The organism is Colwellia sp. M166 (genome assembly GCF_024585285.1).
Taxonomy (GTDB): Bacteria; Pseudomonadota; Gammaproteobacteria; order Enterobacterales; family Alteromonadaceae; genus Cognaticolwellia.
This window is the reverse complement of sequence record NZ_CP040755.1, coordinates 2,760,073-2,782,417: the sequence shown is the minus strand read 5'-3', so window position 1 is coordinate 2,782,417 and position 22,345 is coordinate 2,760,073. Positions and strand designations below refer to the sequence as shown.

The window sequence follows — 22,345 nt, the reverse complement described above, 5'->3', positions numbered from 1 at the left end:
TACTATCTTTGCTCCTCTGCACTTGCCTGTGTCATGGCAACAACCGTCTCACGTTCTACCCAACACCCTGCGCCATCAGGAATTAATTCTAATACTTTTATATTATCTTGGCTTACTGTGGTAATTCGGCCATGGTATAAACCAACATAACTGCCTACCGCCACGCGATGTAAGGTGTTATCAGACGCTTCAACTAAAGCCCAAGTCACGCCCAATTCACCTAACGTGCCACGCATAATTAAATCACTCAGTGAATACTTCTCTAAAGGTTGTTTTCTACGCCGTGGATCTGGGCTTAAACAGCCTGACATTTGTTGAATTTTTTCTTGGATTGCTTCAGGTTTCGGGGCATCAAATGGACTACGTAGAGTTTGGACAGCATAGTCAAAGTGGTCAAACACAGTCACTTCTGGCATCGGTTCTATCGAACTTGCAGTAGTTGATTGCACATTAGCAATATATAATTTTAAGTCATTAGTATCACCAAAACACCCCGTTAATAGCACAGCACTTAATATAAAAAGTATTCTCATTTTTCTGCTGCCTCCCGATAACGATAGGTTTTAGCTTGCAGCTTTAACTTTAAGTCTCCAGAGTTCTGCTTTTGCAGGTTAATATCAAAATCATGCAGAGTGACAATTCGTGGTAAACCAGCAATCCGACTTACAAACTGTCCAAACTCATGGTACGACCCTAAAACTTCGATATCTATCGGTAACTCAATATAAATTTCTTGCTCAATTTCTGGTTGCCAATTTAGTTTGACAAAATCAAGTCCCGTGGTGGTACCAACAAAAGTGATATCATCTAATAAACCCGGTGTTTCATGGCTTTCTGGTAGACTTTTCAACTGTTTAGCAAACATTGCTTCCGCTTCAATCATCTGCTGTTCGAAGCGCTCTAAATTCGCTGAAATATGATATTTAGCTTGGTATTGTTGTTTTAAGGTCGTTTCTTCAGCTGTAACACGTTCAAGCTGCTTAATTTGGTCGCTAATCATCAGCGCATAGCCTAAACCTAGAACTAAAATAACTAAGAATATCGATAAAACAACTTTCGCTGCTTTCGGCCATTGACCAATATTATCAAGTTCTAAGCCATTAAATTGCTCGGTAAATTCTGATAAATCAAAATTCATCATGGCGCCCCTAGCTCATTCAGATTCATTAAGCCTTTAATGCGAACTTGCATTTTGAAATCGCTTAACAATTTACTGGTGGCATCATTTGAGGTTATTGACTCAAGTATCGCACCTTCAAATAAATCAGAGCGTTCTATCTCTCTGATCATGTTAGCCAAATGATTGTTTGACTCACTTTTACCGACAATACTCAGGCTATTACCCTGCTTTTCTAAGCGCGTAAGATAAATACCATTAGGCACTACTTGCGCTATTTCATTCAATACTTGGGTACCAACATTACGGCTACGCTGTAATTGTTCTATAACATTAGTGCGCTTTTTAAGTTCTTTTTTCTTTTCGTTAAGCGATTTTATTTTTGCAATACGTAAGTCCAGCACTTTAATTTCATTTTGCAAAAACTGATTACGGGTGTTTTGACCATCAATACGCATTTGATAAAATTGGTTCACTAAAAATACCAAAGCAAAAGTGCCCAGGGCAACTGCAGTTAATACCGTAAAGTACTCTCGCTGTTTGGCTTTTTCGGCTTCTTCACGCCATGGTAATAAATTTATATATGCCACGGAACAAAACTCCTTAATGCTAAACCGGCCGCCACCATAAGACGAGGCGCTGTTTTCACTAGCTGTTCTTGATCAATCTTAGTGGAAATTTCCATGCCTGAAAAAGGGTTCGCTATCACCGTATGGATAGCCAGCTCTTCAGTTAGTAGTTGTTCTATTCCTTCCACTAAAGCACTACCACCTGAGATAACAAGGTAATCAATTTTTTCTTGGCCGCTGGTGGTTAGAAACATTTGGATAGCACGACGAATCTGTTGTACTAATATCGTATGAAAAGGCGCTAAAACTTCAAAAGTATAGTTGGCAGGTAAATCATTAGTGAGTTTTGCTAACTCAGCATCTTCAAAAGATTTATTATAATAAGAAACGATTGCACGAGTATATTGCTCGCCACCAAAAAGTTGATCACGACTGTAAATATGCTTGCTCGCTTCAGTAACTGAAAATAGTGTCATAGTGGCGCCTAAATCAACCGTAGCAACAACTTTATCTGCAGCATCATCTGGCAACTGCCGCAAGGTTAAATCAAAAGCACGGCTAATTGCATACGACTCAACATCAATCACTTTTGCATCAAAGCCACCCGCGTCTAATGCTGCAACACGTGCCTCTACAGATTCAGTACGAGCAGCGCTGAGCAAAACATTAATTTTACTTGGGTCCGACTCATTAATGTCAAGTGATTCAAAATCTAAGCTAACTTCATCGAGAGGGTAAGGGATCAAGCTATCAGCTTCAATTTCAATTTGACTGGCCAATTCTTGTTCGTTTAGTGCAACATCCATATAGATGATTTTCGTAATAACCGTTTGCCCAGAAACTGCCGATGCGGCTTGGCTTACTGACGAGGATATTTTTTTTCGAATTTTCGCTACAACTTTACCAACCGCGTCAATATCCTGAATTTCTCTATCAACAATAGCCCCTCTTGGCATCGCTTCAATGGCGACAGTTTCCAGCACATATCCAGTATCGTTTTGGCTCAGTAGAACAGCTTTAATAGAGTGGGAACCAATGTCAATTCCTACCATTAATGAGGTCTTTTTTTTCCATAAACTACTTAACATAGAATCCTACTAGAACATTTTATTATTATAATATTAGGCATAAAATTCGTATAAATACATTTATTACATGCTTTTACAGGATATACTAGTATTATTACGTCATTTTTATAACTTTTATTGAGCATCCCTCTGTGTTTTCTATAAAAAATCTGTTAAAAGCAGGCTCTGTATTGATATTAATTGGAATTCTAGCGCTTGCCGGAATTTATTTATCCATGCGTTCAAGCTTACCCAGTGTTGACTCACTGAGAGATTTGCAATGGCAAACGCCAATGCAAATATTCAGCGCTGACGGTAAACTTATTTCTCAATTTGGCGAAAAGAAACGTATCCCGCTAACATTAGATGAAATGCCCAAACAACTAATCAATGCGATCTTAGCCACTGAAGACGACCGTTTTTACCTGCATTTTGGTGTTGATCCTATCGGTATGGGCCGAGCCATATTAGGCCAGTTAACCGGACAAAATAAAGGTGGTGCAAGTACCATCACCATGCAAGTTGCACGAAACTTCTTTTTAACTCGTGAGCAAACTTATGTCCGAAAAATCCGAGAAATATTCATCTCCTTTCACATTGAAAGTCTACTGACCAAAGATGAAATACTGGCTCTCTATATGAATAAAATATCTTTAGGGCATCGGTCCTTCGGTTTTGGTGCTGCTGCACAAGTATATTATGGTAAAGATGTTAAAGAGCTGAGCTTAGCTCAAATTGCGGTATTAGCAGGATTACCAAAAGCGCCTTCAACCATGAATCCAATTAGCCGTCCGGATCGTGCAATGCAGAGACGGACAGTGGTGTTGCAACGTATGTATAATGCTGGCTATATTACTGAGCAAGAGATGTTAACAGCCAATAAGCAGCCAATTACAGCCGAAAAACATGGTGCGGAAATAGAGTTAAATGCACCTTATATTGCCGAAATGGCTCATCAAGAAATGATTGAGCGTTTTGGTAAGGAAGCTGCTTATACCGGCGGATATAAGGTTTTCACTACCGTAACTTCAAAGCTGCAGCATGCCGCACAACAAGCTGTCATTAATAACATAATTGCCTATGATCAACGTCACGGTTATCGCGGTCCTCTGACAAGTTTACGACCAGCAAACGATGAGCAATTAAATTCGACTGAAATAAATGCTCCCAGCAACACAATAGCTGAGCCAATAAGTGATGATGAAATAGCACAAGCCCTCGCGCCTTTAAGCAGCTATCACTCACTTGTTCCTGGCGTTGTTACTGAAACCTTAGAGCGCTCGATTAAAGTCAGATTAGAAGCTGGCTCTGATATCACTATCGAGTGGCCAGGGTTGTCGTGGGCACGAGCTTACTTTAACGACGATAAGCAAGGCCCAGCTCCCAATAACGCAAATGAAATAGTCAAAACTGGCGATATCATTATGGTCACGCCGTCAGCAACAGGCTATCGCCTGAGTCAATTGCCCGATGTGAGTTCAGCGCTGGTATCTTTGGCGACTGACAATGGAGCAATAAAAGCAGCCGTGGGTGGTTTTAGTTTTATCCAAAGTCAATTCAACCGTGTAACTCAAGCTAAACGGCAAGTGGGCTCCAATATTAAACCTTTTATCTACTCTGCAGCACTAGACAGTGGTTATACCTTAGCATCAATAGTTAATGACGCACCAATAAATCAATGGGATAGAAGTTCAGGCGTAGTCTGGCGTCCAAAAAATTCACCGCCAGTTTATAACGGGGAAATTCGCTTGCGTTTAGCGCTTGCACAATCAAAAAACGTTATTGCCGTTCGATTACTCAGAGATGTCGGCTTAGATAAAATTATTCCCTACTTGGCCTCGTTTGGCTTTGATCCTGATGACTTACCCCGTAATGAATCTCTAGCTTTAGGATCAGCCTCTTTAACACCTTTAGAGGTAGCAACAGGCTTTGCTACTTTTGCCAATGGTGGTTTTTTAATTCAGCCCTATTTAGTCGAACGCATTGAAGACTCATTCGGTAAAGTTATTTTCCAAGCTAACCCCGCTATTGCTTGTGATCACTGTGAGGATAATTTTCCAACAGCCTCAGTTTTAGAAACTAAAAATAAAGACAATGATACTTTAGATAACATTACCGATACCATACTTGAGCCAAAAGTTATTAATAAAGCTGGACGGGTAATTAGTGCACAAAATGCATTCTTAATGACTGAAGCTCTTAACTCCGCTATTTGGGGGGCTGACTGGAATATAAAACCTTATTGGCAAGGTACTGGCTATCGTGCCCGTACACTTAAACGCAGAGATATTGCAGGTAAAACAGGTACCACCAACCAAGCAAAAGATGCTTGGTTTTCCGGCTATAGTCGCAGACTAGTCACTACATCTTGGATAGGTTTTGACGATCCTAGCCGTAATCTAGGTCGAACGGTTTATAACAGTAACTTAGGTAAAGCACAAACCACAGGCAAAGAGTTTGGTGCAAAATCAGCACAGCCAGCTTGGATTAATTTTATGAAAGTTGCACTAGCAGACCTTCCTGTTGAACCATTTGAACAGCCACAAGCACTGATGTCGGTTCGCATAGATAAAGCCTCAGGAAAATTAACCAAGAAAACAGATAAATCCAGCCGTTTTGAGTACTTTGAATTAGGCTCTGCCCCGACAGAATACATTAGTGAAGATATAAGTAGCGAGATCCTTGATGGTAGCAACCCTATTGAAAGCAGCGAAGGGGAAATATTCGATTAGTTATTAAAAGTTTCGTTAGATAAGTATACGAATGGAAAATATGCTTTCATTCGTATCACTTCGAAACATTTAATAAATTTCATTCAATTTTTACCTCCTCAATAACGACTCATTTTCCTGACCATTCGGTCAACTCAGTAACAAGAACAAGTGTTTGATTTTATTATAAATAACAATAAAATTTAAAATGGTTTTGTATAAAAAATTGGCTTGACGTTTGACATAATAAAAATCTCAACAAAAAAAAAGTGAAAGTTATAATGAAAACTTTCAAAACGAAAGAAAAAAAACTTTCGTTTTGCTCAACAATCACCTAAAATTGGCGCCCATAATCGGAAATACCACACTATTCATTTAAAAAACGTCATACTTTTTAGGAGCGAATTCGCAATGGCAGCTTTAGAAAACTCAATAGATTTATCTTCATACGGCATCACTAATGTTGCAGAGGTCGTTTACAATCCGTCTTATGAGTTACTTTTTGCTGAGGAAACAAGATCTGATCTCACAGGTTTTGATAAAGGCGTAGTGACCGAACTTGGCGCTGTTTCAGTAGACACTGGCATTTTTACTGGCCGCTCTCCAAAAGATAAATATATCGTCCGTGACGATACCAGCCGTGATACTGTTTGGTGGTCAGATCAAGGTAAAAATGACAACAAGCCAATGACACAAGAAACATGGACTGATTTAAAAGGCTTAGTAACTGAGCAACTATCTGGCAAGCGCTTATTCGTTGTTGATACCTTTTGTGGTGCTGATGACGCTACCCGTTTAAAAGTTCGTTTTATCACAGAAGTCGCTTGGCAGGCACATTTTGTTAAAAACATGTTTATTCGCCCAACCGATGCTGAATTAGCAAATTACGAACCTGACTTTATCGTCATGAATGGTGCAAAAGCCACCAACCCCAACTGGCAAGAACAAGGTTTAAATTCAGAAAATTTTGTTGCATTTAACTTAACTGAAAGAATGCAACTTATCGGTGGTACTTGGTACGGTGGCGAAATGAAAAAAGGTATGTTCTCTATGATGAACTACTTATTACCTTTAAAAGGCATTGCCTCGATGCATTGTAGTGCTAACGTCGGTGAAGATGGTGATACAGCTATTTTCTTTGGTTTATCAGGTACAGGTAAAACTACATTATCAACTGATCCTAAACGCCAGCTTATTGGTGATGATGAACATGGTTGGGATGAAAATGGTGTATTTAACTTTGAAGGTGGTTGTTACGCAAAAACCATCAACTTAAGTAAAGAAAACGAACCTGACATCTACAATGCTATCCGTCGCGACGCGTTACTAGAAAACGTTGTGGTTAACGAAAAGGGCGAAATTGATTTTGACGATAACTCAAATACTGAGAATACTCGTGTTTCATACCCTATTCACCATATTGATAACATTGTAAAACCTGTTTCTCGTGCTGGCCATGCAAAAAAGGTTATTTTCTTAACTGCTGATGCTTTTGGTGTATTACCACCTGTTGCTAAGTTAACTCCTGCACAAACAGAGTATTACTTTTTGTCTGGTTTCACAGCAAAACTTGCCGGCACTGAGCGAGGCATCACTGAACCAACACCAACATTCTCAAGTTGTTTTGGTGCGGCGTTCCTAAGCTTACACCCAACACAATACGCCGAAGTACTGCGCAAACGTATGCAAGCAGTCGGCGCAGAAGCTTATTTAGTTAACACCGGTTGGAACGGCACAGGCAAACGTATTTCAATTAAAGATACTCGCGCCATTATTGATGCCATTTTAGATGGTTCAATTGATAATGCAGAAACACAAGTTTTACCATTATTCAATTTAGACATTCCAACGAGTATTGCTGGTGTTAATAGCGAGATTTTAGATCCACGCGACACTTATGCAGAATCAACACAGTGGCATGAAAAAGCTGTCGACTTAGCTACTCGCTTTGTTAACAACTTTGACAAATTTACCGATACTGACAATGGTAAATCATTGGTTGATGCTGGCCCTAAAGTTTAATCTAAATCGCACAGCATCTAAAAAAAGCCGTCGTCAATACGACGGCTTTTTTATATCTCATCATTGATGAATTTATCTGGTGAATTAGCACTAATGCTATTGGGTCGGTAAACAAATTTTCGCGCTTAAACCGCCCTCATCTCGATTAGACAATTCAACGCGACCACCGTGAGTGTCAACAATACGCTTTATGATGGCTAAGCCTAAACCACTGCCTTCCCCTCCTCGTGCTTTATCTCCTTGCGTAAAGGGTTGAAATAAACGCTCAATATCAACTTCGGGGATCCCTGGTCCTTCATCACAAACACAAAAATAAATTTCCCGTTTACTTTTATCAAATGCAGATGTTACGGTAATTTTACCGCTCGAATAACGTAGGGCATTTTGAATTAGATTTGCCAGTGCTCGTTTCATCGCAACATAACGTAATGGCACTTTCGGTAAAGATTCAGCTGTAAAAATAATTTCTCGCTCTAAAATGCTTTCTGACTGCACAACTTCCTCAATCAAGGTATTAATATCACCTAACTCAGCTTTATCCTTACTATCATGGCGAATATAGTCGATGAACTGATCTATGATGTTATTCATATCATCAATATCACCTTCAATACCTGCTTTTAAAAAATCATCATGTGCAGAGATCATTTCAGTTGCTAAACGAATACGGGTTAATGGCGTGCGTAAGTCATGAGATATACCTGCCATGAGTAGATTACGGTCATCTTCAAGTTGTTTAATGCCCTTAGACATATGATTAAAGGCTCGCGTTACCGCAACAATTTCAGTCGTGCCACGCTCGGTCAAGGGTTCAGGAAAATCACCACGGCCAACATCATGCGCAGCATGCTGTAAGGCACTTAGCGGCCGGTTAAGTTGTCGTACAAACAGCCAACCACCCATAACACTTAAAATTCCTAAAATCATGAGTACCACAATAAGCGGTGAAAAATTTTCTTCTTCTAAGCCATTAATCGGAATTTTAACCCAGTAATCGGGTGCTTGTGGGGGACGGATCCAAAATAGGTATTCATCACCTTGTGAAATTCTGACTTCAGCAGGGCCACCTAATAAATTCGACATTTCTTCCGAGCGAAAAGCGTAATAAACAGCCTCTTGCAAGCCAAGCTTCATTGCGGCAGCTTCACGATAGACACCAATGCCAGTTTCTCGCTGAAACGCTTCTCCCATCGCAGGACTTAAAACTTCATCAGCAACATCAATAAAAACAACCTTAACTTGCTTTGCCAGTAGCTGGTTAACCTGTTGTGCATTAGGCTGAATTATATATATCGACATCGATATAAACGACACAACCTGATTAATTAACAACAAAAGGCCAATTAATAACACCGTTTGACCAAAGGCGCTACGTGGCAATATTTTCATATACTTCTACTAAATTAAGGTTATTTTTTGCATGTTTTTAAGTAGCGTCATTACTCAACAGACTTACCTTCAGGAACAAAGACATAACCCAAGCCCCAAACGGTTTGAATATAACGAGGTTTAGCGGGATCTTCTTCTAACATACGGCGTAAGCGTGACACTTGGACATCAATACTACGCTCTAACGCCGAATAATCACGACCACGCGCTAAGTTCATTAACTTATCACGTGATAATGGCTCTCTAGGGTGTGTGATCAATGCCTTTAATACCGCAAACTCCCCGCTAGTTAATGGCATATTGATATCACCTTTAAGCATTTCGCGCGTAGCAAGATTAAGTTGATATTCACCAAAAGAAATAATATTTTCTTCTTGTGAAGGTGCACCTGGGGCTTCCTGCACTCGGCGACGTAAAACCGCTTTAATACGTGCTAACAATTCCCGAGGGTTAAATGGTTTTGGCATGTAGTCATCGGCGCCAAGCTCTAAACCAATAATACGGTCTACCTCATCGCCTTTTGCTGTTAACATAACAATAGGGATATCATTAGAGTTTTGACGTAAACGACGGCAAATAGATAAACCATCTTCACCAGGTAACATCAAATCAAGCACTAATAAATGGAAGTTTTCTCGTTCGAGTAATCTATCCATTTGCTCAGAGTTAGCAGCACTACGAACGACAAAGCCCTGTTCAACTAAATATCGTTCCAGTAAGGCACGTAAACGCATATCATCATCAACAACCAAAACTTTCGGCGTTTCATGTCCCATAATACTTATTCCATTATCGCAATATTAAAAATTACTCTAACTATAAGCCATATTGGCTAAAATATAAAAAACTGTTCTAGGTCAGTGCCCTAGTATTTGTTACAAATTATGTTTTATCGAATATATAGTCATGCGACTTCAAGATGCAAGGTACAGATGATATGAGCAACACCTTCAGGCAAAACCTTGTCAAAATCAATAACACGGCTTCACAAAGCAATGCCTTTGCTAATAATCGCATGGCCATTGATTAACTACTTACATTGACTAGTTATTATGGGAGAATACGTAAATGAAAGTCTGGCGCCATTTCCATAAAGTCCCTATCCGTGTTTTACGTATCAGTAAAAGGCGTAATATTGTCCGACTTAAACGGCAAATGCTGAAGATAAAAATAGCCTTAGCTCAAGAAAAAGCAGAAACCAAGGCTATGTTAAGTATTTACAAGCGCTACACCAAACGTGATGCTAGTGCTGAAGAGATGCGTATTGCCAACCAACAATTTGTTGATATATTAAAAGGTCTTGGTATTGGTGTTTTTGCTATTTTGCCATTTGCCCCTATTACCATTCCTATTATGATAAAAGTTGCTCGCATGGTCGGCGTAGAAATACTGCCTAGCTCTTTTGTTAGTGACAAAAAAGCACAAAAGAACAAGGATTAACGCAAATAGTGAATCGCTTGCTCAGTAACACATTGCGTAAAGCTTTTTTGTCTTTCTACTCGTGAAAGTCCATTAATCGCTTTACTAACTAAAGCCATTTTTTGCTGTTTTTCTGCTAAAGGCAAATGCGCAAACTGTTCATTAAAACAACCCGTTAAACCATAATTTAATGCCTCATCTGACTTAAGAGATTCACCGGCCAAACAGGCAATTAATTTTTCAGCTAAATTGTTTTTATCTAATTGCGTAATTAAACTTTTAATATTTACACTGTTATCAGCATGCTTTGTTTGCTGACAGCCGTACAACATATCTGCAACCGCAACAATGGGAATAAGTGCGTCATGCTGTGCGCCAAAGCGCGCTTTTAACCACTGATCTCTATCTAAAGTTTGACTTTGCTCTGCGTGAAGTGCTGAGCTAAATGAGACAGCGACACTAATAACCCAATATAGAGAAAAAAATCGCTTATATAATTTACTTTGCTGCATAACCATTCTGTATTTATCACCTTTTTAATGTATTCACTCTATCAAAAATTTCACTCTTACTTGCACAACTCACAAAAACGACTTTACGATAACGGTTATAAAATTTCATCTTAGCTTTGTGAATAGCTGTCAACATGCTTAAATACTAATACAATAAGCTAATAATGACCGGTAGTACGATGATAAAAAAACTTCAAATATGCGCTTTTGTAATAGCATCAGTTATTTTTTCTCAGTCACTATGGGCAAATGATAATAATAGCGTAAATACCATTGAATTATTAGAGCAGCAGTTAGCAAGTAACAAAGGAGATGTCATCTATGTCGACTTTTGGGCGTCTTGGTGCATACCTTGTCGTCAGTCATTTCCATGGATGAACAATTTAAAAGCAAAATATCAAGCTGATGGCTTAACCATAATCAGTGTTAATTTAGATCACAGCCGTACATTAGCCAATGAATTTTTAGCAGAAATACCGGCTGATTTTCCGGTAATTTTTGATCCAAAAGGTCTGATAGCACGAAAATATAAACTTAAAGGTATGCCAAGTAGCTTTGTTGTTGACCGAACAGGGCAAATAATCAGTGTTCATGTCGGCTTTAATCAACAAAAAAAGATCGCCTATGAAGAAGAAATTAAAACACTTTTGCAACTATAGAATAGCTAGATCAGCAGAGTAGCAATATATTATTCTCCACTGATAATCGAACTAAGTCATGATAGTGCTTAACAAGCTTGTCACGATGACCTCACATTACCTTTATCCAAATAAGCAAAAAGCGAGCTTATCGCTCGCTTTTTCATACCTTCATACCATGTTAAATTAGAAGCTGTATTTATAGCCTAAAGTAACACTACGTGGTTTACCGACCATGATAGAGCCATGTGTACGTGTTGACATGTACTCTTTATCAAGTAAGTTATCAACATTGAATGTGATTTCTTGGTTTTCTGCAACACTATAGTGTGCGGCCATATCAACCACAGTGCGGCTGTCAATAGACTGTCCAGAAACCAATGCACCTTGACCTGCTATTGTACGCATTTCATCCATATAACGCACCAGCATGTCACCGCGCCAGTTTTCTCCAACAACACCCAAGCTTACTTGTAATTGATTTTCTGGTACGTAAGGTAATTCATCACCGGCCGCAACATTCGCCCAAGTCTCTAATCCTGATTCAAACGCATTTTGAAATTCTGTATCAGTAAAGGTGTAAGTCACATCAACAGGAAATGCTAATGCTCCGGCAGTAAATTCATAACCAGCTTTCATTTCTAAGCCTGAAACTTTCACTTCACCGGCATTATATTGGTTGCCAATATTATCATCATCACAACCTTGGCTAGCAGTACAATTACCGTGCATATTCTCATAATCTGAATAGAAAAATAGTGCTTCAGCACGTAAAGCTTCCTGGCTGTAACGTAAACCTAACTCGTAGTTAATGCTTTCTTCGTTTTCTGCTTTATCATTACCTGGTGCTGGCGGCGCAAAACCTTTTTGTATGCCACCAATAATAACTAAATCATTATTAACACGATAGGTTACCGCGAGTGAAGGCAACAAGACATCAACATCATTGCTGACATCTTTCTTTAGCGGTTGACTACGATCAATGATGCCTTTATCCCAATCTTTACGTGAAATAGTCATATCTTCATAACGTAAGCCGGCATTGATAATGAAATCACCAACGGTATATTCATCATGAATAAAAAGCGCAAGCGCCTGAGCTGAATCAATACGATTAGAATCAGTACCATGAATACCCGCTTGGATTAAGGTCATTTCATAACTATTGTCCATGCTATAGTTATCTACCCACTGGAAGCGATCCATTTCATCTTCATGGTAACGGGCGCCAAATTTCACTTGATGAGCACCAAAATCAGCATCTAGAACCGTTTGAATTCCTTTTGATTCATAATCTCGGCTGTTAGCTTTAACATCAACATAAAGTACTTCATTGTTAGCATCTCGATCAAAAGCTGCGGCTTTATCGATACCACCGCCACTTAAGCTACTCTTCTCAACAACATGTTCATTATTATCATCGAAAAGATAACCACCATTATCATCAGTTGCCCAAGCACCCACACTACTGGTTTTATACCAGTTACGGCTAAACTCGTTGTAATAAGCTGTGGTGCCTAACGTAAAACGCTCTGATAGTTCAATATGATGATTAATTTGCAATTGTTTATGGCTAGTATCCATATTATCAAGCTGTGAAGCAGAATAACGAGAATAAGGATTAGCTTTAAAATCAGCATCAGTTAAACCCATATAGGTTTCATCTGAGTCTTCATCTGAATACTTTAGTTTAAACTCTAATTCTTGATAGTACTTGGCATCAGTATCGCTGTTGATCATCACTTTCGCCATGATGTCATTCTTAACAAAACCTGTATCATCACCGGTATGATTTACATCTTTAAAACCATCGGCTTGGTAACGGAACACTTCAATAACTGAAGAAACATTCTTTCCTGCACCGCCCACATAAGCATGCGCTTTACCAAAGCCATCTTCACCTGCACTTAAGTTAACTTGTCCCGCAAGTGCCTGCTCTGGAATAGTGCGAGACAACATATTGATCACGCCGCCAGTAGTACGAGGACCATACATTGCACTTGACGTGCCTTTGAGCACTTCAACTTGTTGCATACGACCTGCAGTTGGAAAATAATAAGCAGAAGGTGCTGAATATGGTGCTGGTGCCGCTAACACGCCATCTTCCATAATGGTGATTTTTTCACTGCGATTCTGTCCGGTACCACGCATACCAATATTAGGGCGTAATCCGTAACCATCTTCTTCTAATACATAGACACCCGGCACTGATGTTAACGTACGCATAATATCGGTAAAATCAAACTTCTCTAGATCAGCTTGAGAAATCATATGGGCACTGCCCGGCATATCATTAACGGCTTGAGCACTACCGAAAATAGTTAAATGTTCCATATCATCATCTGCTAATGCAGCATTCGAAATAGCACTAAAAACCGATAAAGCAATCAACGCAGGTTGAAAAGAAGAAAGAATTCGCATGACTCAGCCTATAAAAGAAACAATAATTGAATTGCGCGCATTTAATCACAGCATCAAATGGGAATCAATATCATTTGTATTATTTTTAATTTTTTATTGATATAGGACAAGATCAAGTTAAAATATACTGACGTGGTGGGGTTAGGTGAATGAATACCAATTCTACTAAGTTTCTTCCCTGTCAGTGACATTTAAAAGCTTTAGTGGCACAGGTTCACAGTTCCAGACTGAACCTAAACCTACATCCCTGTGAGAACCTTATCGAAATTAATAACGCAGCCTTTAAAATCAACCTTTGGGGGCTTACCAGCGATTCGATAACCGCCGTTGATTTCCTTCATATAGAACTATACCCACAAAATGATCGTTGTGCACAAAGCGCTGAGTGGGAACAAACTTAATAGACTTAGTATCACATTAAAGTGCCATGATTTTATTGATCTCCGCGTTAACCTGGTTGACATTAAAGCTGTTTTCAACCATTTTTCGACTGGCATTTGCCATAAGCGGCCAATGCTCAGGGTTTTCAATAAACCAAATCATTCGATGAGCTAATTGTTTAGCATCACGCACTGGTACAAGCCAACCATTCTCACCATTGATCACAGTATCTCGACAGCCAACGGCATCAGTAGTTAATATCGGCCGCCCTATGCTCATCGCTTCAAGAACAGTTCTTGGTAATCCTTCATGGTAAGATGGTAAGGTATAAATATGACAAGCCTGAATAAAAGGTATAACGTTATCAGTTGAGCCTAAGTACTCAATCTGACCTTCAAGCTGCCACTGCTGCACTTCTTCAACACTAATGTGATCAGGTGAGCTATCGTATGGACCTAAAAGTTGGCAATTGATATTAGGGTAGCGTTGTTTGACTATTTTAGCGGCCTTGGCAAATTCTCGAATCCCCTTATCACCCAGTAAGCGAGCAATCAATAAAAAAGTCACCTTACCTTGAGGCAAAGGTTGCTGCTGGTAAGCATCAATATCAATCCCAGAGCCAAATACGCGATAACACTTATCAGCTTGAGCTAAGCCTAAATCAACGAATAACTGCCGATTCTCCTGATTTTGAAAAATCACTTTTTTGGCGTTTGCTAGTGAAAATTTATATAAATGCTTAACCAGATAATTCACCGAATTACGCATGAAAGAGCCTTTTTCAAAGGCATAACCTAAGCCGGTGATCATGGCATTAAAACCATTAAAACCAATAAGGCGAGCAGCAATACCGCCCCAAATAATCGGTTTAATGGTATAAGCCAGTACCTGATCAGGGGCCAGTTCAACTAAAGCTTGTTTAATGGCCAGTAATGTCATGATATCAGCAAGAGGATTCAAACCATTACGCTGTACTTTGTAAGGTCGAAATGTCGCACCTAACGCCGTTACTTGCGCAACAACATCGGCTGAAGCCGCTGCTGACATCACAGTAACTTCATGACCTGCATCGACAAATGAACGAATTAACGCACCACGAAATCCAATAATGGAATTAGGATAAGCACCAATTATAACTATCTTCAAAAACATCACCTTAACTGTGATAAATCGCAGTAAACCTAACCTAGGCTTTTATATGAAACATTAAAACCAGCACCATCACCTCGAACAATTACCAACTAAAAATCAAACGCTTAATAGCTTTACGCTCAGGCACCATCAAGCTCAAAAAGTAACTAAGTACAAGATAAATCAACCCCGTGAAGAAACAGCCTAAAATCAACCCCAACCAAGTTGCAGACAGGTAATTAGCGAGGGCAAATGCTAAGGGCATACTGATCAGTATCACAGGCATAGAATAGCGTAAGAGCTGCTGGTAAAAATTTAACATATTCAAACCTACTACACGGTATAGGTAAATATTCACCAAGAGTAATTCACCCACAACCAATGCTATAGCCGTGCCCCAAACGGCACCTATCATGCCTAATTTTTTCACCAATATAATTGAGATAACAACATTGGCAAGCGCTGTAGCCAATAACAATAAACTGCGAACTTTATGCTTATTTAATGCTTGTAACACTGCATTAGTTGAGCTTTGTGCCAAAACAAAAATAAACGGCACCATAGGAATTAGTGCCACTAAAAAAGCTTCTGAAAATTCAGCGCCAACAAACAGATGAATAAATAACTCTCCAAATACAGCAAAAATAACAAATATATAACCCAATACCATCATCTGGTATCGGCCAATGGTACCAAGCTGTGCCATCAACACCGTAGGTGCAACGTCTTGCTTGACCATTTGAACAATTTTCGGGGTAAATATATTAGAAATAGCGCTGGCAAAGGCAATGAAACTAAAAATTAATTGACTACCAATATTAAAAATACCTAAGGTTTTACTATTCGTTAATGTGCCAATAATCAAGTTATCTACTCGCCAGTTTATTTGGTTAACAATAACGTTTAAGGCGATAAAAGATGCGTAAACAAAAATTTCTTTCAATGTGGCTTTATCAGCAAGTTTAGCCTGAAAATGAATATCAATATTTCGCCTGATATAAATAAAACGTATCACGCTATGAAGTAAATTGGTGACGGTATCAATAATGACAATAGTCAGTACACCAAAGCCCGATTCTAAGCACATCACAACGCTGATACAGCGAGCAATAAAAACTAAAATTTCAGTCGTTTTTTGAAAACGAAAACGCTGATAGCTGCTAATAATTCCGGTTAATGAATTGCTCATTAACGTAATGACAACATTAACTAACAGCACCAAAAATGCCGACTCGAGTAAAGTGATTTCAGCGGCTGACAGTGAGTAAGAGAAAATGTCAGGTAATTTATACCAAACGATCAGCCCTATACCACCAACAAATAAGGCTAAGGCTCCGTAGATAGTAATAATACTACTAATAAATTCGGCTTCTTTTACTTTATCATTATTGGCTTTATAGACAGATAGAAAACGAATCGTAGTATTTGCCAAGCCAAATTCTAAAACAATTAAGTAGCCTGCCAAAGCAGAAACTAAGCTATAAATACCATAATCACTCACCCCCAAGTGATTTATAATAAATGGGATCAGCAACAAAGCGGCAACATTTCTAATTGCTATTGAACAATAGCTTAACACTACGCCATTACGCCTTTCTCGGCTTAAGTTTGTCATTTAAGAGTCTTTTCTATAAGTGTTGTAAACAATTAACATAAGAATCAAGTAGCTACCATATTTACCTAAATTTTGTAGGCTAAAGCAATACAATATAAAAACAATAATTGGCAGCCATGCCAAACGAAATATATGCTGACTAGCGGTACGGTTTCTTTCGGCTCTAAAGCCTAAATAAAGATAAGCTGCGAACAAAGCAAAACCCACTAAACCGAAACTTATCATAATTTCAAGCAACGTATTATGCGGACCAACAACTTCAGGGAACAACCCTGATTGCAAGAAATGAAAGTTGTAATAGCCTAAATAACCATTAATACCGGCACCAAAAAGCACAAAGCTATAAGGTAAGGCAAAAAACAGTCGAATATATTCTTGTAAAATATCACTGCGTGAACCGGTTAAGTCCGATAGATTATCACCGCTGAAACGAGAAAATATAGCTAGCTCACCGATAAACGACGCGCCGCTAAACCAATACAAAGCAATTAAGATTAATACGCCATTGAATGAAATTAACAAGCGTACAAACATATCCCCTAACGCTGAGCGATAGTAAAAAATAAAATAGGTCAGTAAGCTCAGCGTAGCAACAATAAAGAAACTGCGAGAAACCGTTAAAGCGCCAAATACTAACATCAACAAAATTATTGCATATGTTGTGCTAGGAATTTTCTCGCGCGGTATAGTTGGCAGATAAAAATATATCAGCAGTAGACAAAATAAACCAAAATTATTTGGGTCGCCAGCACCGCCTGAAAAACGACTAATAACCGTTAACGATGACATGCTTATTGGGCCGAAATACGATTGTAACAGGCCATAAAGTGTCGAAACTATTACCCCGCATAATAAAGCAAAGCGTAATTGAGAAAATGAACAGTATTTGTTTTTATCGAATAATAACAAAGATGTAAATATAAAAAATATTGCCCAACGTACCGTTTTTGATGACAGCATCACAGGGTTGTAAATCACATGCATCAACTCATACAACAAAACTAACAGCATCAGCAATAAGCCGGGTTGAGAAAATTGCGTTGCAAAAACATGAGTCAATAAGTAACGCCCAAACATGGCTAAAAAAATAAACGTTAATAACGAAATAGCAATATAAGGTGATTGAGTAAATATCTCCGAACAAGGCAGTAAGAAAAAGGCTAATTGAATGCTACGACCAAACGGTAATAACACAGCACAAGCAATACCGGCTAATACCACCAGCAATAGCAGTGGCGCACTTAAGGTTATTGCATAGGCTATAATGAGTAATGCACAAAGTACTATTTCTACATTGAGTGCTCGCGCCAACTTACTTATCAGCATGTAAATTCACGTGTATGATAAAGCGCGGTTAACTGACGTAAAACCCCTTCTGTAGAAAAGCCTTGTTCAAGAAAAGCAGTGCTAATTTCTTCATCAGTTAAATAAACTGCTGACAAGTGATTTAATTGCTCAAGCCAAGATGATCTATCATCAAGGTCATGGAATGAAATAAGCTTGAGTCCCATATCTGACTCTTTTGCTATCGTATTGGAAATTAAGCAGGGTAAGGCCGAGGCTTGCGCTTCTAATAACGCTACTGATATGCCTTCAAATAATGACGGCATGATAAAACCATCAGCACTTTGCAATAATTGCGCAATATTGGGTGTAGCTGGCAGTAAGGTAAAACGCGCTTGCTGGTTTTCTGCTTGTATTTTTCGAGCAAAGTCATCTTTTAACGGCCCTTCACCCACACAAACAAAGTGTATCGATGAATCAAGGTTTCTTTGTTGTGCTAACTGTAAAAGAAACTGATGGTTTTTCACCACAGAAAAGCGTCCGACATGCAGGACAATTTTTTTATCTAGTGGCAGGCCAAATTGCTGCCTTAGATCACTATTATCTTGTGGTTTTGCTAGGTATAGCGGCACAGAAATAGCATTATTGAGCACAGTAAAAGGCTGCTTAGCGTATAAAAATTTTCCCGCACTTACACCACAGGCTAAATGAACATTGCTAGCACGAATAACAATACTTTTAAGCAAACCGATAAAGGGAAGTAAAAGTTTATTTTCAACACCACTGGTATGCGAGTGACATACTCGCACCTTAATTCCTTTATATTTCGCAAGCCAAAGTAGCAGACCATTTTTAAAACTGTTATGAACATGCACAACATCATAGCGAGGCGTGCTTGAAAGTATTCTATTTATTGCTTTTATATGCTCAATTGGTTGTTGTTTAATCGTGGCAATAATATCAATTTTACCGCCCAAGGCTAGAATTTCTTGCCGTAACGGACCATCATTAAAACTAATAAAATCAAATTGATACTTACTTCTATCTAGGTTTCGATACCAATTCATCACCACAGATGAAATGCCACCTAAGGTCAACGCAGGAATAACCTGTAAAATTCTAATTTTTTTCATGATGTAAATAAGCATCTAAATAGCGTTGGCGAGTGGTAGATAAACAGTAACCACGCTGTTCAAATTGTAGATCAATATCAACTTTACTAACACTGGCGACTAAGGCTTGTTGCTCTATTGCATCACTCCACACTTCATGGCCTACATTCAGCGCTAAGTACTGACAAAGGCCGACACCAATATCAGCTTCTTCGGGAATACCTGTAGACAGTAGACATGGCAGTCCAGCAGCTTGCGCTTCTAAAGCAGCAACACCTAAGCCTTCGCTAACAGAAGTCATCACCATGACATCAAATAACGCCAATAGCTGAGCTACATCTGATCTTTTGCCCCAGAACCTCACCTTGCCTGCTAAGCCTAAGCGCTTTACTTGCTCCTGCAAGGCGGTATGTAATTCACCATCGCCAATTAAATGCAAACAGAAGTTACTGCGGCGGTTAGCTAAACAACGAACCGTATCTAATAAAAAACGATGATTTTTAACCGCATAAAAACGACCGACACAGACAATATTCAGTACTTGAGGATCAAGCTGATATTTTATTTTATCTTCTTGAGTAATGCTTTGCTGATGTCTAATACTGTGAAAATCAAAAGCATTGGGAATCACATCAAAATTAGCTACTGTGCCATTTGAAGCGCTGCCATATAAAAACTTTCCAGCAGCCTTTGAGATCGCAAAACGATGTGTGGCAAAAATAACACATAATGCTCGACCAAGTGACAACATAAATCGCGTTGATAAATTGTTCACTCCAGTACTGGTATTTCGTGCATGGGTTATTCGCGCTGAGATACCCGCTAGAAAAGCAATAAAGACACACAAACCAGAATAATAGGAAGTATGCGCATGAATAGCTGTGTACTTGGGCTTTTTCCGCAATAATCGATACAACTGCCAAAGATTTTTTAACAAGCCCTCACGCGGACTATCAATAACATGAATTTTACCACCGCGACCCAACACTTCATCCACAAAGTAGCAATGCTCTTTAGTCATAATAACAAAGTCATTAACTAAAATATCCGTATTTTGGCTGCGAAATAAATCCATAATGCGGCTTTCTGCACCACCAAGATTCAAGTTCATAAAGACGTGCAGTACACGCTTTGGCATAGACTCATTCAACATATTATATTAACCTTTGTTGATTAACTTAGCCGGAGAGCCTACGACTGTAGTGTTTGCTGCAACGTCACTTAACACCACAGAGTTTGCACCGATACGGGCATTATCACCGATAGTCACAGGGCCCAATATTACAGCCCCAGCGCCAATAAAGACATTTTTACCTATAACAGGAATACCATTTTCAGCCGTCGGCTTACCGTTACCGCCAATAGTAACGTTTTGATATAAACAAGTACCAGCACCGATCTTAGCGTGCTTGTGAATAACAACACCTAAACCATTATGAAAAAAACCAACATTTTCACCGATATCAGCGGTATATTTCACATCACAAGCAAATACAATACGTATAAAGTAATGAATGAGCTTAGGTAAAAGAGGAATTTTTTTTAGATAGCACCAACGAGATAAATAATAAAGGCGAACGACAGCATGCATAAGGAGGCTTAGATATGAAAATCAATTTGTTATTATTGTATTGTTCAATTTACTCCTGTTATATTGGAAAATAAAGCGAAAACGGAAAACTACAGCTTTCAATTTTCTGAATGCAAACGACTTATTATGTATAAATTCATCAAACGTATCATTGATATTTTGGCTGCTTCACTCGCGCTACTCATACTCTCGCCAATTTATTTTATCATCGCGCGTAAAGTGGCAAAAAACATCGGCACTCCGGTTATTTTTAGCCAACAGCGCCCCGGTTTGCATGGCAAAATTTTTACCATGAAAAAGTTTCGTTCAATGCGCGATGTACAAGATGAGCATGACAATGTGTTACCTGATCATGAACGCTTAACCGAATTTGGTATAAGGTTAAGAAACTCAAGTTTAGATGAACTTCCAGGTCTGTGGTCGGTGTTAAAAGGTGACATGAGTTTAGTCGGACCAAGACCTTTGTTAGTTGAATATTTACCTTTGTATTCCAAACAGCAAGCAAGAAGGCATGATGCAAAGCCAGGCATTACTGGCTGGGCACAAGTTAATGGTCGTAATGCCATTAGTTGGTCAGATAAGTTTAAACTCGATGTTTGGTATATTGATAATCAATCGCTGTGGCTAGATATAAAAATTATCTTGCTTACGGTTAAAAAAGTATTTTCACAAGCTGATATCAACGCCGATGGCGAAGTTACAATGAGCAAATTTACAGGCCAACAATGAACAAACATAAAACCTTAGTGATTATAGGTGCTGGTGGTCACGGTCGTGTCGTAGCGGATTGTGCAGAAAGCACGGCAGTTTATCATGAAATTATATTTCTCGATGATTGTTTTTCGACACGTAAAAACAATCGCCACTGGCCAATAGTTGGCCCGATAGATAGTTGGACTGAGCATAGTGATAATGCTGATTTTATCGTTGCCGTAGGCAGCAATGCATTACGGGAAAGCTTATTACAACGATTATTTGCCACCGAAAGCTATATTGCCACACTTATTCACCCAACCGCTTTTGTCAGCAGCCATTGTGATATAGCTCAAGGCGTGGTTATTTTTGCCAATGCCGTCGTTAATGTTGGTGCCCGTATCGATGAGGGTTGTATAATTAATACCGCTGCCACCATAGATCACGACTGCCATATTCAAGCTTATTGTCATATTGCTCCGGGCGTCAATATCGCTGGTGGAGTCAATGTCGGCAAACGGTCTTGGTTAGGCATTGGCAGCTCAGTGGTTGAATACATCACCATTGCTGAAAATACTCAATCGGGTGCCGGTGCTGTGATCACGCGCGCAACCCAAAGTAATACACTTTATTTGGGTGTTCCTGCCCAACCTACTCGTTCGCTTATTTAACA

At 39.1% G+C, this 22,345-nt stretch carries 20 protein-coding genes; 6 read left to right on the top strand and 14 right to left on the bottom strand.

The window, feature by feature from the left end:
• Window positions 1-2: 2 nt before the first annotated feature.
• Genes FGD67_RS12660 through FGD67_RS12645 form a run of 4 tightly spaced genes read right to left on the bottom strand, consistent with a single transcriptional unit; the run spans window position 3 to window position 2,774 of the window.
• On the bottom strand, window positions 3-533 hold the full coding sequence (locus tag FGD67_RS12660) for a pilus assembly protein PilP (RefSeq protein WP_257171515.1): 531 nt from the start codon (window positions 531-533) through the stop codon (window positions 3-5).
• Complete coding sequence (locus FGD67_RS12655; RefSeq protein WP_257175113.1) at window positions 530-1,138, bottom strand: type 4a pilus biogenesis protein PilO; 609 nt, start codon at window positions 1,136-1,138, stop codon at window positions 530-532. Before FGD67_RS12655 ends, FGD67_RS12660 begins: the two co-directional genes overlap by 4 nt.
• Entirely contained in the window at window positions 1,138-1,707 is a 570-nt protein-coding gene (locus FGD67_RS12650; protein WP_257171514.1) for a PilN domain-containing protein, read from the bottom strand. The genes FGD67_RS12655 and FGD67_RS12650 overlap by 1 nt, the downstream gene beginning before the upstream one ends.
• Entirely contained in the window at window positions 1,695-2,774 is a 1,080-nt protein-coding gene (locus tag FGD67_RS12645; RefSeq protein WP_257171513.1) for a pilus assembly protein PilM, read from the bottom strand. Before FGD67_RS12645 ends, FGD67_RS12650 begins: the two co-directional genes overlap by 13 nt.
• 131 nt (window positions 2,775-2,905) lie before the next feature.
• Here FGD67_RS12645 and FGD67_RS12640 point away from each other — a divergent pair, with 131 nt between their 5' ends.
• Both FGD67_RS12640 and pckA read left to right on the top strand, forming a co-directional pair.
• Complete coding sequence (locus FGD67_RS12640; RefSeq protein ID WP_257171512.1) at window positions 2,906-5,485, top strand: penicillin-binding protein 1A; 2,580 nt, start codon at window positions 2,906-2,908, stop codon at window positions 5,483-5,485.
• A gap of 390 nt (window positions 5,486-5,875) precedes the next feature.
• Window positions 5,876-7,486, top strand: coding sequence for a phosphoenolpyruvate carboxykinase (ATP) (gene pckA, locus FGD67_RS12635; RefSeq protein ID WP_257171511.1), 1,611 nt, complete (start codon window positions 5,876-5,878; stop codon window positions 7,484-7,486).
• Window positions 7,487-7,582: 96 nt separating this feature from the next.
• On the opposite strand, the gene envZ is transcribed toward pckA, so the two are convergent.
• Complete coding sequence (gene envZ / locus FGD67_RS12630) at window positions 7,583-8,875, bottom strand: two-component system sensor histidine kinase EnvZ (protein WP_257171510.1); 1,293 nt, start codon at window positions 8,873-8,875, stop codon at window positions 7,583-7,585.
• A gap of 50 nt (window positions 8,876-8,925) precedes the next feature.
• The gene (ompR, locus tag FGD67_RS12625; RefSeq protein ID WP_257171509.1) at window positions 8,926-9,651 is read right to left on the bottom strand and encodes a two-component system response regulator OmpR; all 726 of its coding nucleotides are present in this window, start codon (window positions 9,649-9,651) and stop codon (window positions 8,926-8,928) included.
• A 292-nt stretch (window positions 9,652-9,943) separates the two neighbouring features.
• Between ompR and FGD67_RS12620 the strand changes: the two genes are divergently transcribed.
• Window positions 9,944-10,315, top strand: coding sequence for a hypothetical protein (locus tag FGD67_RS12620; RefSeq protein ID WP_257171508.1), 372 nt, complete (start codon window positions 9,944-9,946; stop codon window positions 10,313-10,315).
• Here the strand turns inward: FGD67_RS12620 and FGD67_RS12615 are convergent.
• Window positions 10,312-10,806, bottom strand: a complete 495-nt coding sequence (locus FGD67_RS12615; protein ID WP_257171507.1) for a hypothetical protein — start codon at window positions 10,804-10,806, stop codon at window positions 10,312-10,314. The genes FGD67_RS12620 and FGD67_RS12615 overlap by 4 nt on opposite strands.
• 179 nt (window positions 10,807-10,985) lie before the next feature.
• Between FGD67_RS12615 and FGD67_RS12610 the strand changes: the two genes are divergently transcribed.
• Window positions 10,986-11,465 (top strand): TlpA disulfide reductase family protein, encoded by a 480-nt coding sequence (locus FGD67_RS12610; RefSeq protein WP_257171506.1) that lies wholly within the window; start codon window positions 10,986-10,988, stop codon window positions 11,463-11,465.
• A 165-nt stretch (window positions 11,466-11,630) separates the two neighbouring features.
• On the opposite strand, the gene FGD67_RS12605 is transcribed toward FGD67_RS12610, so the two are convergent.
• The 7 genes from FGD67_RS12605 to FGD67_RS12575 form a co-directional block, all read right to left on the bottom strand.
• A complete protein-coding gene (locus FGD67_RS12605) occupies window positions 11,631-13,865 on the bottom strand; it encodes a TonB-dependent receptor domain-containing protein (protein WP_257171505.1) in 2,235 nt (744 codons plus the stop codon).
• Window positions 13,866-14,282: 417 nt separating this feature from the next.
• Window positions 14,283-15,392 (bottom strand): glycosyltransferase family 4 protein, encoded by a 1,110-nt coding sequence (locus FGD67_RS12600; protein ID WP_257171504.1) that lies wholly within the window; start codon window positions 15,390-15,392, stop codon window positions 14,283-14,285.
• Window positions 15,393-15,480: 88 nt separating this feature from the next.
• Entirely contained in the window at window positions 15,481-16,992 is a 1,512-nt protein-coding gene (locus FGD67_RS12595) for an oligosaccharide flippase family protein (protein WP_257171503.1), read from the bottom strand.
• Window positions 16,993-18,318 carry an O-antigen ligase gene (locus tag FGD67_RS12590; RefSeq protein WP_257171502.1) on the bottom strand — a complete coding sequence of 442 codons (1,326 nt, stop codon included), beginning with the start codon at window positions 18,316-18,318 and terminating at the stop codon, window positions 16,993-16,995. It abuts the gene before it with no gap.
• Entirely contained in the window at window positions 18,312-19,409 is a 1,098-nt protein-coding gene (locus FGD67_RS12585; RefSeq protein WP_257171501.1) for a glycosyltransferase, read from the bottom strand. The genes FGD67_RS12590 and FGD67_RS12585 overlap by 7 nt, the downstream gene beginning before the upstream one ends.
• A complete protein-coding gene (locus FGD67_RS12580) occupies window positions 19,396-20,541 on the bottom strand; it encodes a glycosyltransferase (protein ID WP_257171500.1) in 1,146 nt (381 codons plus the stop codon). The genes FGD67_RS12585 and FGD67_RS12580 overlap by 14 nt, the downstream gene beginning before the upstream one ends.
• A 6-nt stretch (window positions 20,542-20,547) precedes the next feature.
• Window positions 20,548-20,979, bottom strand: coding sequence for a serine O-acetyltransferase (locus tag FGD67_RS12575; RefSeq protein WP_257171499.1), 432 nt, complete (start codon window positions 20,977-20,979; stop codon window positions 20,548-20,550).
• A gap of 126 nt (window positions 20,980-21,105) precedes the next feature.
• On the opposite strand from FGD67_RS12575, the gene FGD67_RS12570 reads away from it, so the two are divergent.
• Both FGD67_RS12570 and FGD67_RS12565 read left to right on the top strand, forming a co-directional pair.
• Window positions 21,106-21,708 (top strand): sugar transferase, encoded by a 603-nt coding sequence (locus FGD67_RS12570; RefSeq protein WP_257171498.1) that lies wholly within the window; start codon window positions 21,106-21,108, stop codon window positions 21,706-21,708.
• On the top strand, window positions 21,705-22,343 hold the full coding sequence (locus FGD67_RS12565) for an acetyltransferase (RefSeq protein ID WP_257171497.1): 639 nt from the start codon (window positions 21,705-21,707) through the stop codon (window positions 22,341-22,343). Before FGD67_RS12570 ends, FGD67_RS12565 begins: the two co-directional genes overlap by 4 nt.
• Window positions 22,344-22,345 lie beyond the last annotated feature (2 nt).

Bases quoted from the DNA above. Each gene is read 5' to 3' on its own strand.
- FGD67_RS12585 (WP_257171501.1), bottom strand. From the start codon at position 19,409: ATGAAAAAAATTAGAATTTTACAGGTTATTCCTGCGTTGACCTTAGGT.
- FGD67_RS12660 (WP_257171515.1), bottom strand. From the start codon at position 533: ATGAGAATACTTTTTATATTAAGTGCTGTGCTATTAACGGGGTGTTTT.
- pckA (WP_257171511.1), top strand. From the start codon at position 5,876: ATGGCAGCTTTAGAAAACTCAATAGATTTATCTTCATACGGCATCACT.
- FGD67_RS12595 (WP_257171503.1), bottom strand. From the start codon at position 16,992: ATGACAAACTTAAGCCGAGAAAGGCGTAATGGCGTAGTGTTAAGCTAT.
- FGD67_RS12645 (WP_257171513.1), bottom strand. From the start codon at position 2,774: ATGTTAAGTAGTTTATGGAAAAAAAAGACCTCATTAATGGTAGGAATT.
- FGD67_RS12655 (WP_257175113.1), bottom strand. From the start codon at position 1,138: ATGAATTTTGATTTATCAGAATTTACCGAGCAATTTAATGGCTTAGAA.
- FGD67_RS12615 (WP_257171507.1), bottom strand. From the start codon at position 10,806: ATGCAGCAAAGTAAATTATATAAGCGATTTTTTTCTCTATATTGGGTT.
- FGD67_RS12610 (WP_257171506.1), top strand. From the start codon at position 10,986: ATGATAAAAAAACTTCAAATATGCGCTTTTGTAATAGCATCAGTTATT.
- FGD67_RS12570 (WP_257171498.1), top strand. From the start codon at position 21,106: ATGTATAAATTCATCAAACGTATCATTGATATTTTGGCTGCTTCACTC.
- FGD67_RS12605 (WP_257171505.1), bottom strand. From the start codon at position 13,865: ATGCGAATTCTTTCTTCTTTTCAACCTGCGTTGATTGCTTTATCGGTT.
- FGD67_RS12575 (WP_257171499.1), bottom strand. From the start codon at position 20,979: ATGCATGCTGTCGTTCGCCTTTATTATTTATCTCGTTGGTGCTATCTA.
- FGD67_RS12590 (WP_257171502.1), bottom strand. From the start codon at position 18,318: ATGCTGATAAGTAAGTTGGCGCGAGCACTCAATGTAGAAATAGTACTT.
- FGD67_RS12565 (WP_257171497.1), top strand. From the start codon at position 21,705: ATGAACAAACATAAAACCTTAGTGATTATAGGTGCTGGTGGTCACGGT.
- envZ (WP_257171510.1), bottom strand. From the start codon at position 8,875: ATGAAAATATTGCCACGTAGCGCCTTTGGTCAAACGGTGTTATTAATT.
- ompR (WP_257171509.1), bottom strand. From the start codon at position 9,651: ATGGGACATGAAACGCCGAAAGTTTTGGTTGTTGATGATGATATGCGT.
- FGD67_RS12620 (WP_257171508.1), top strand. From the start codon at position 9,944: ATGAAAGTCTGGCGCCATTTCCATAAAGTCCCTATCCGTGTTTTACGT.
- FGD67_RS12580 (WP_257171500.1), bottom strand. From the start codon at position 20,541: ATGTTGAATGAGTCTATGCCAAAGCGTGTACTGCACGTCTTTATGAAC.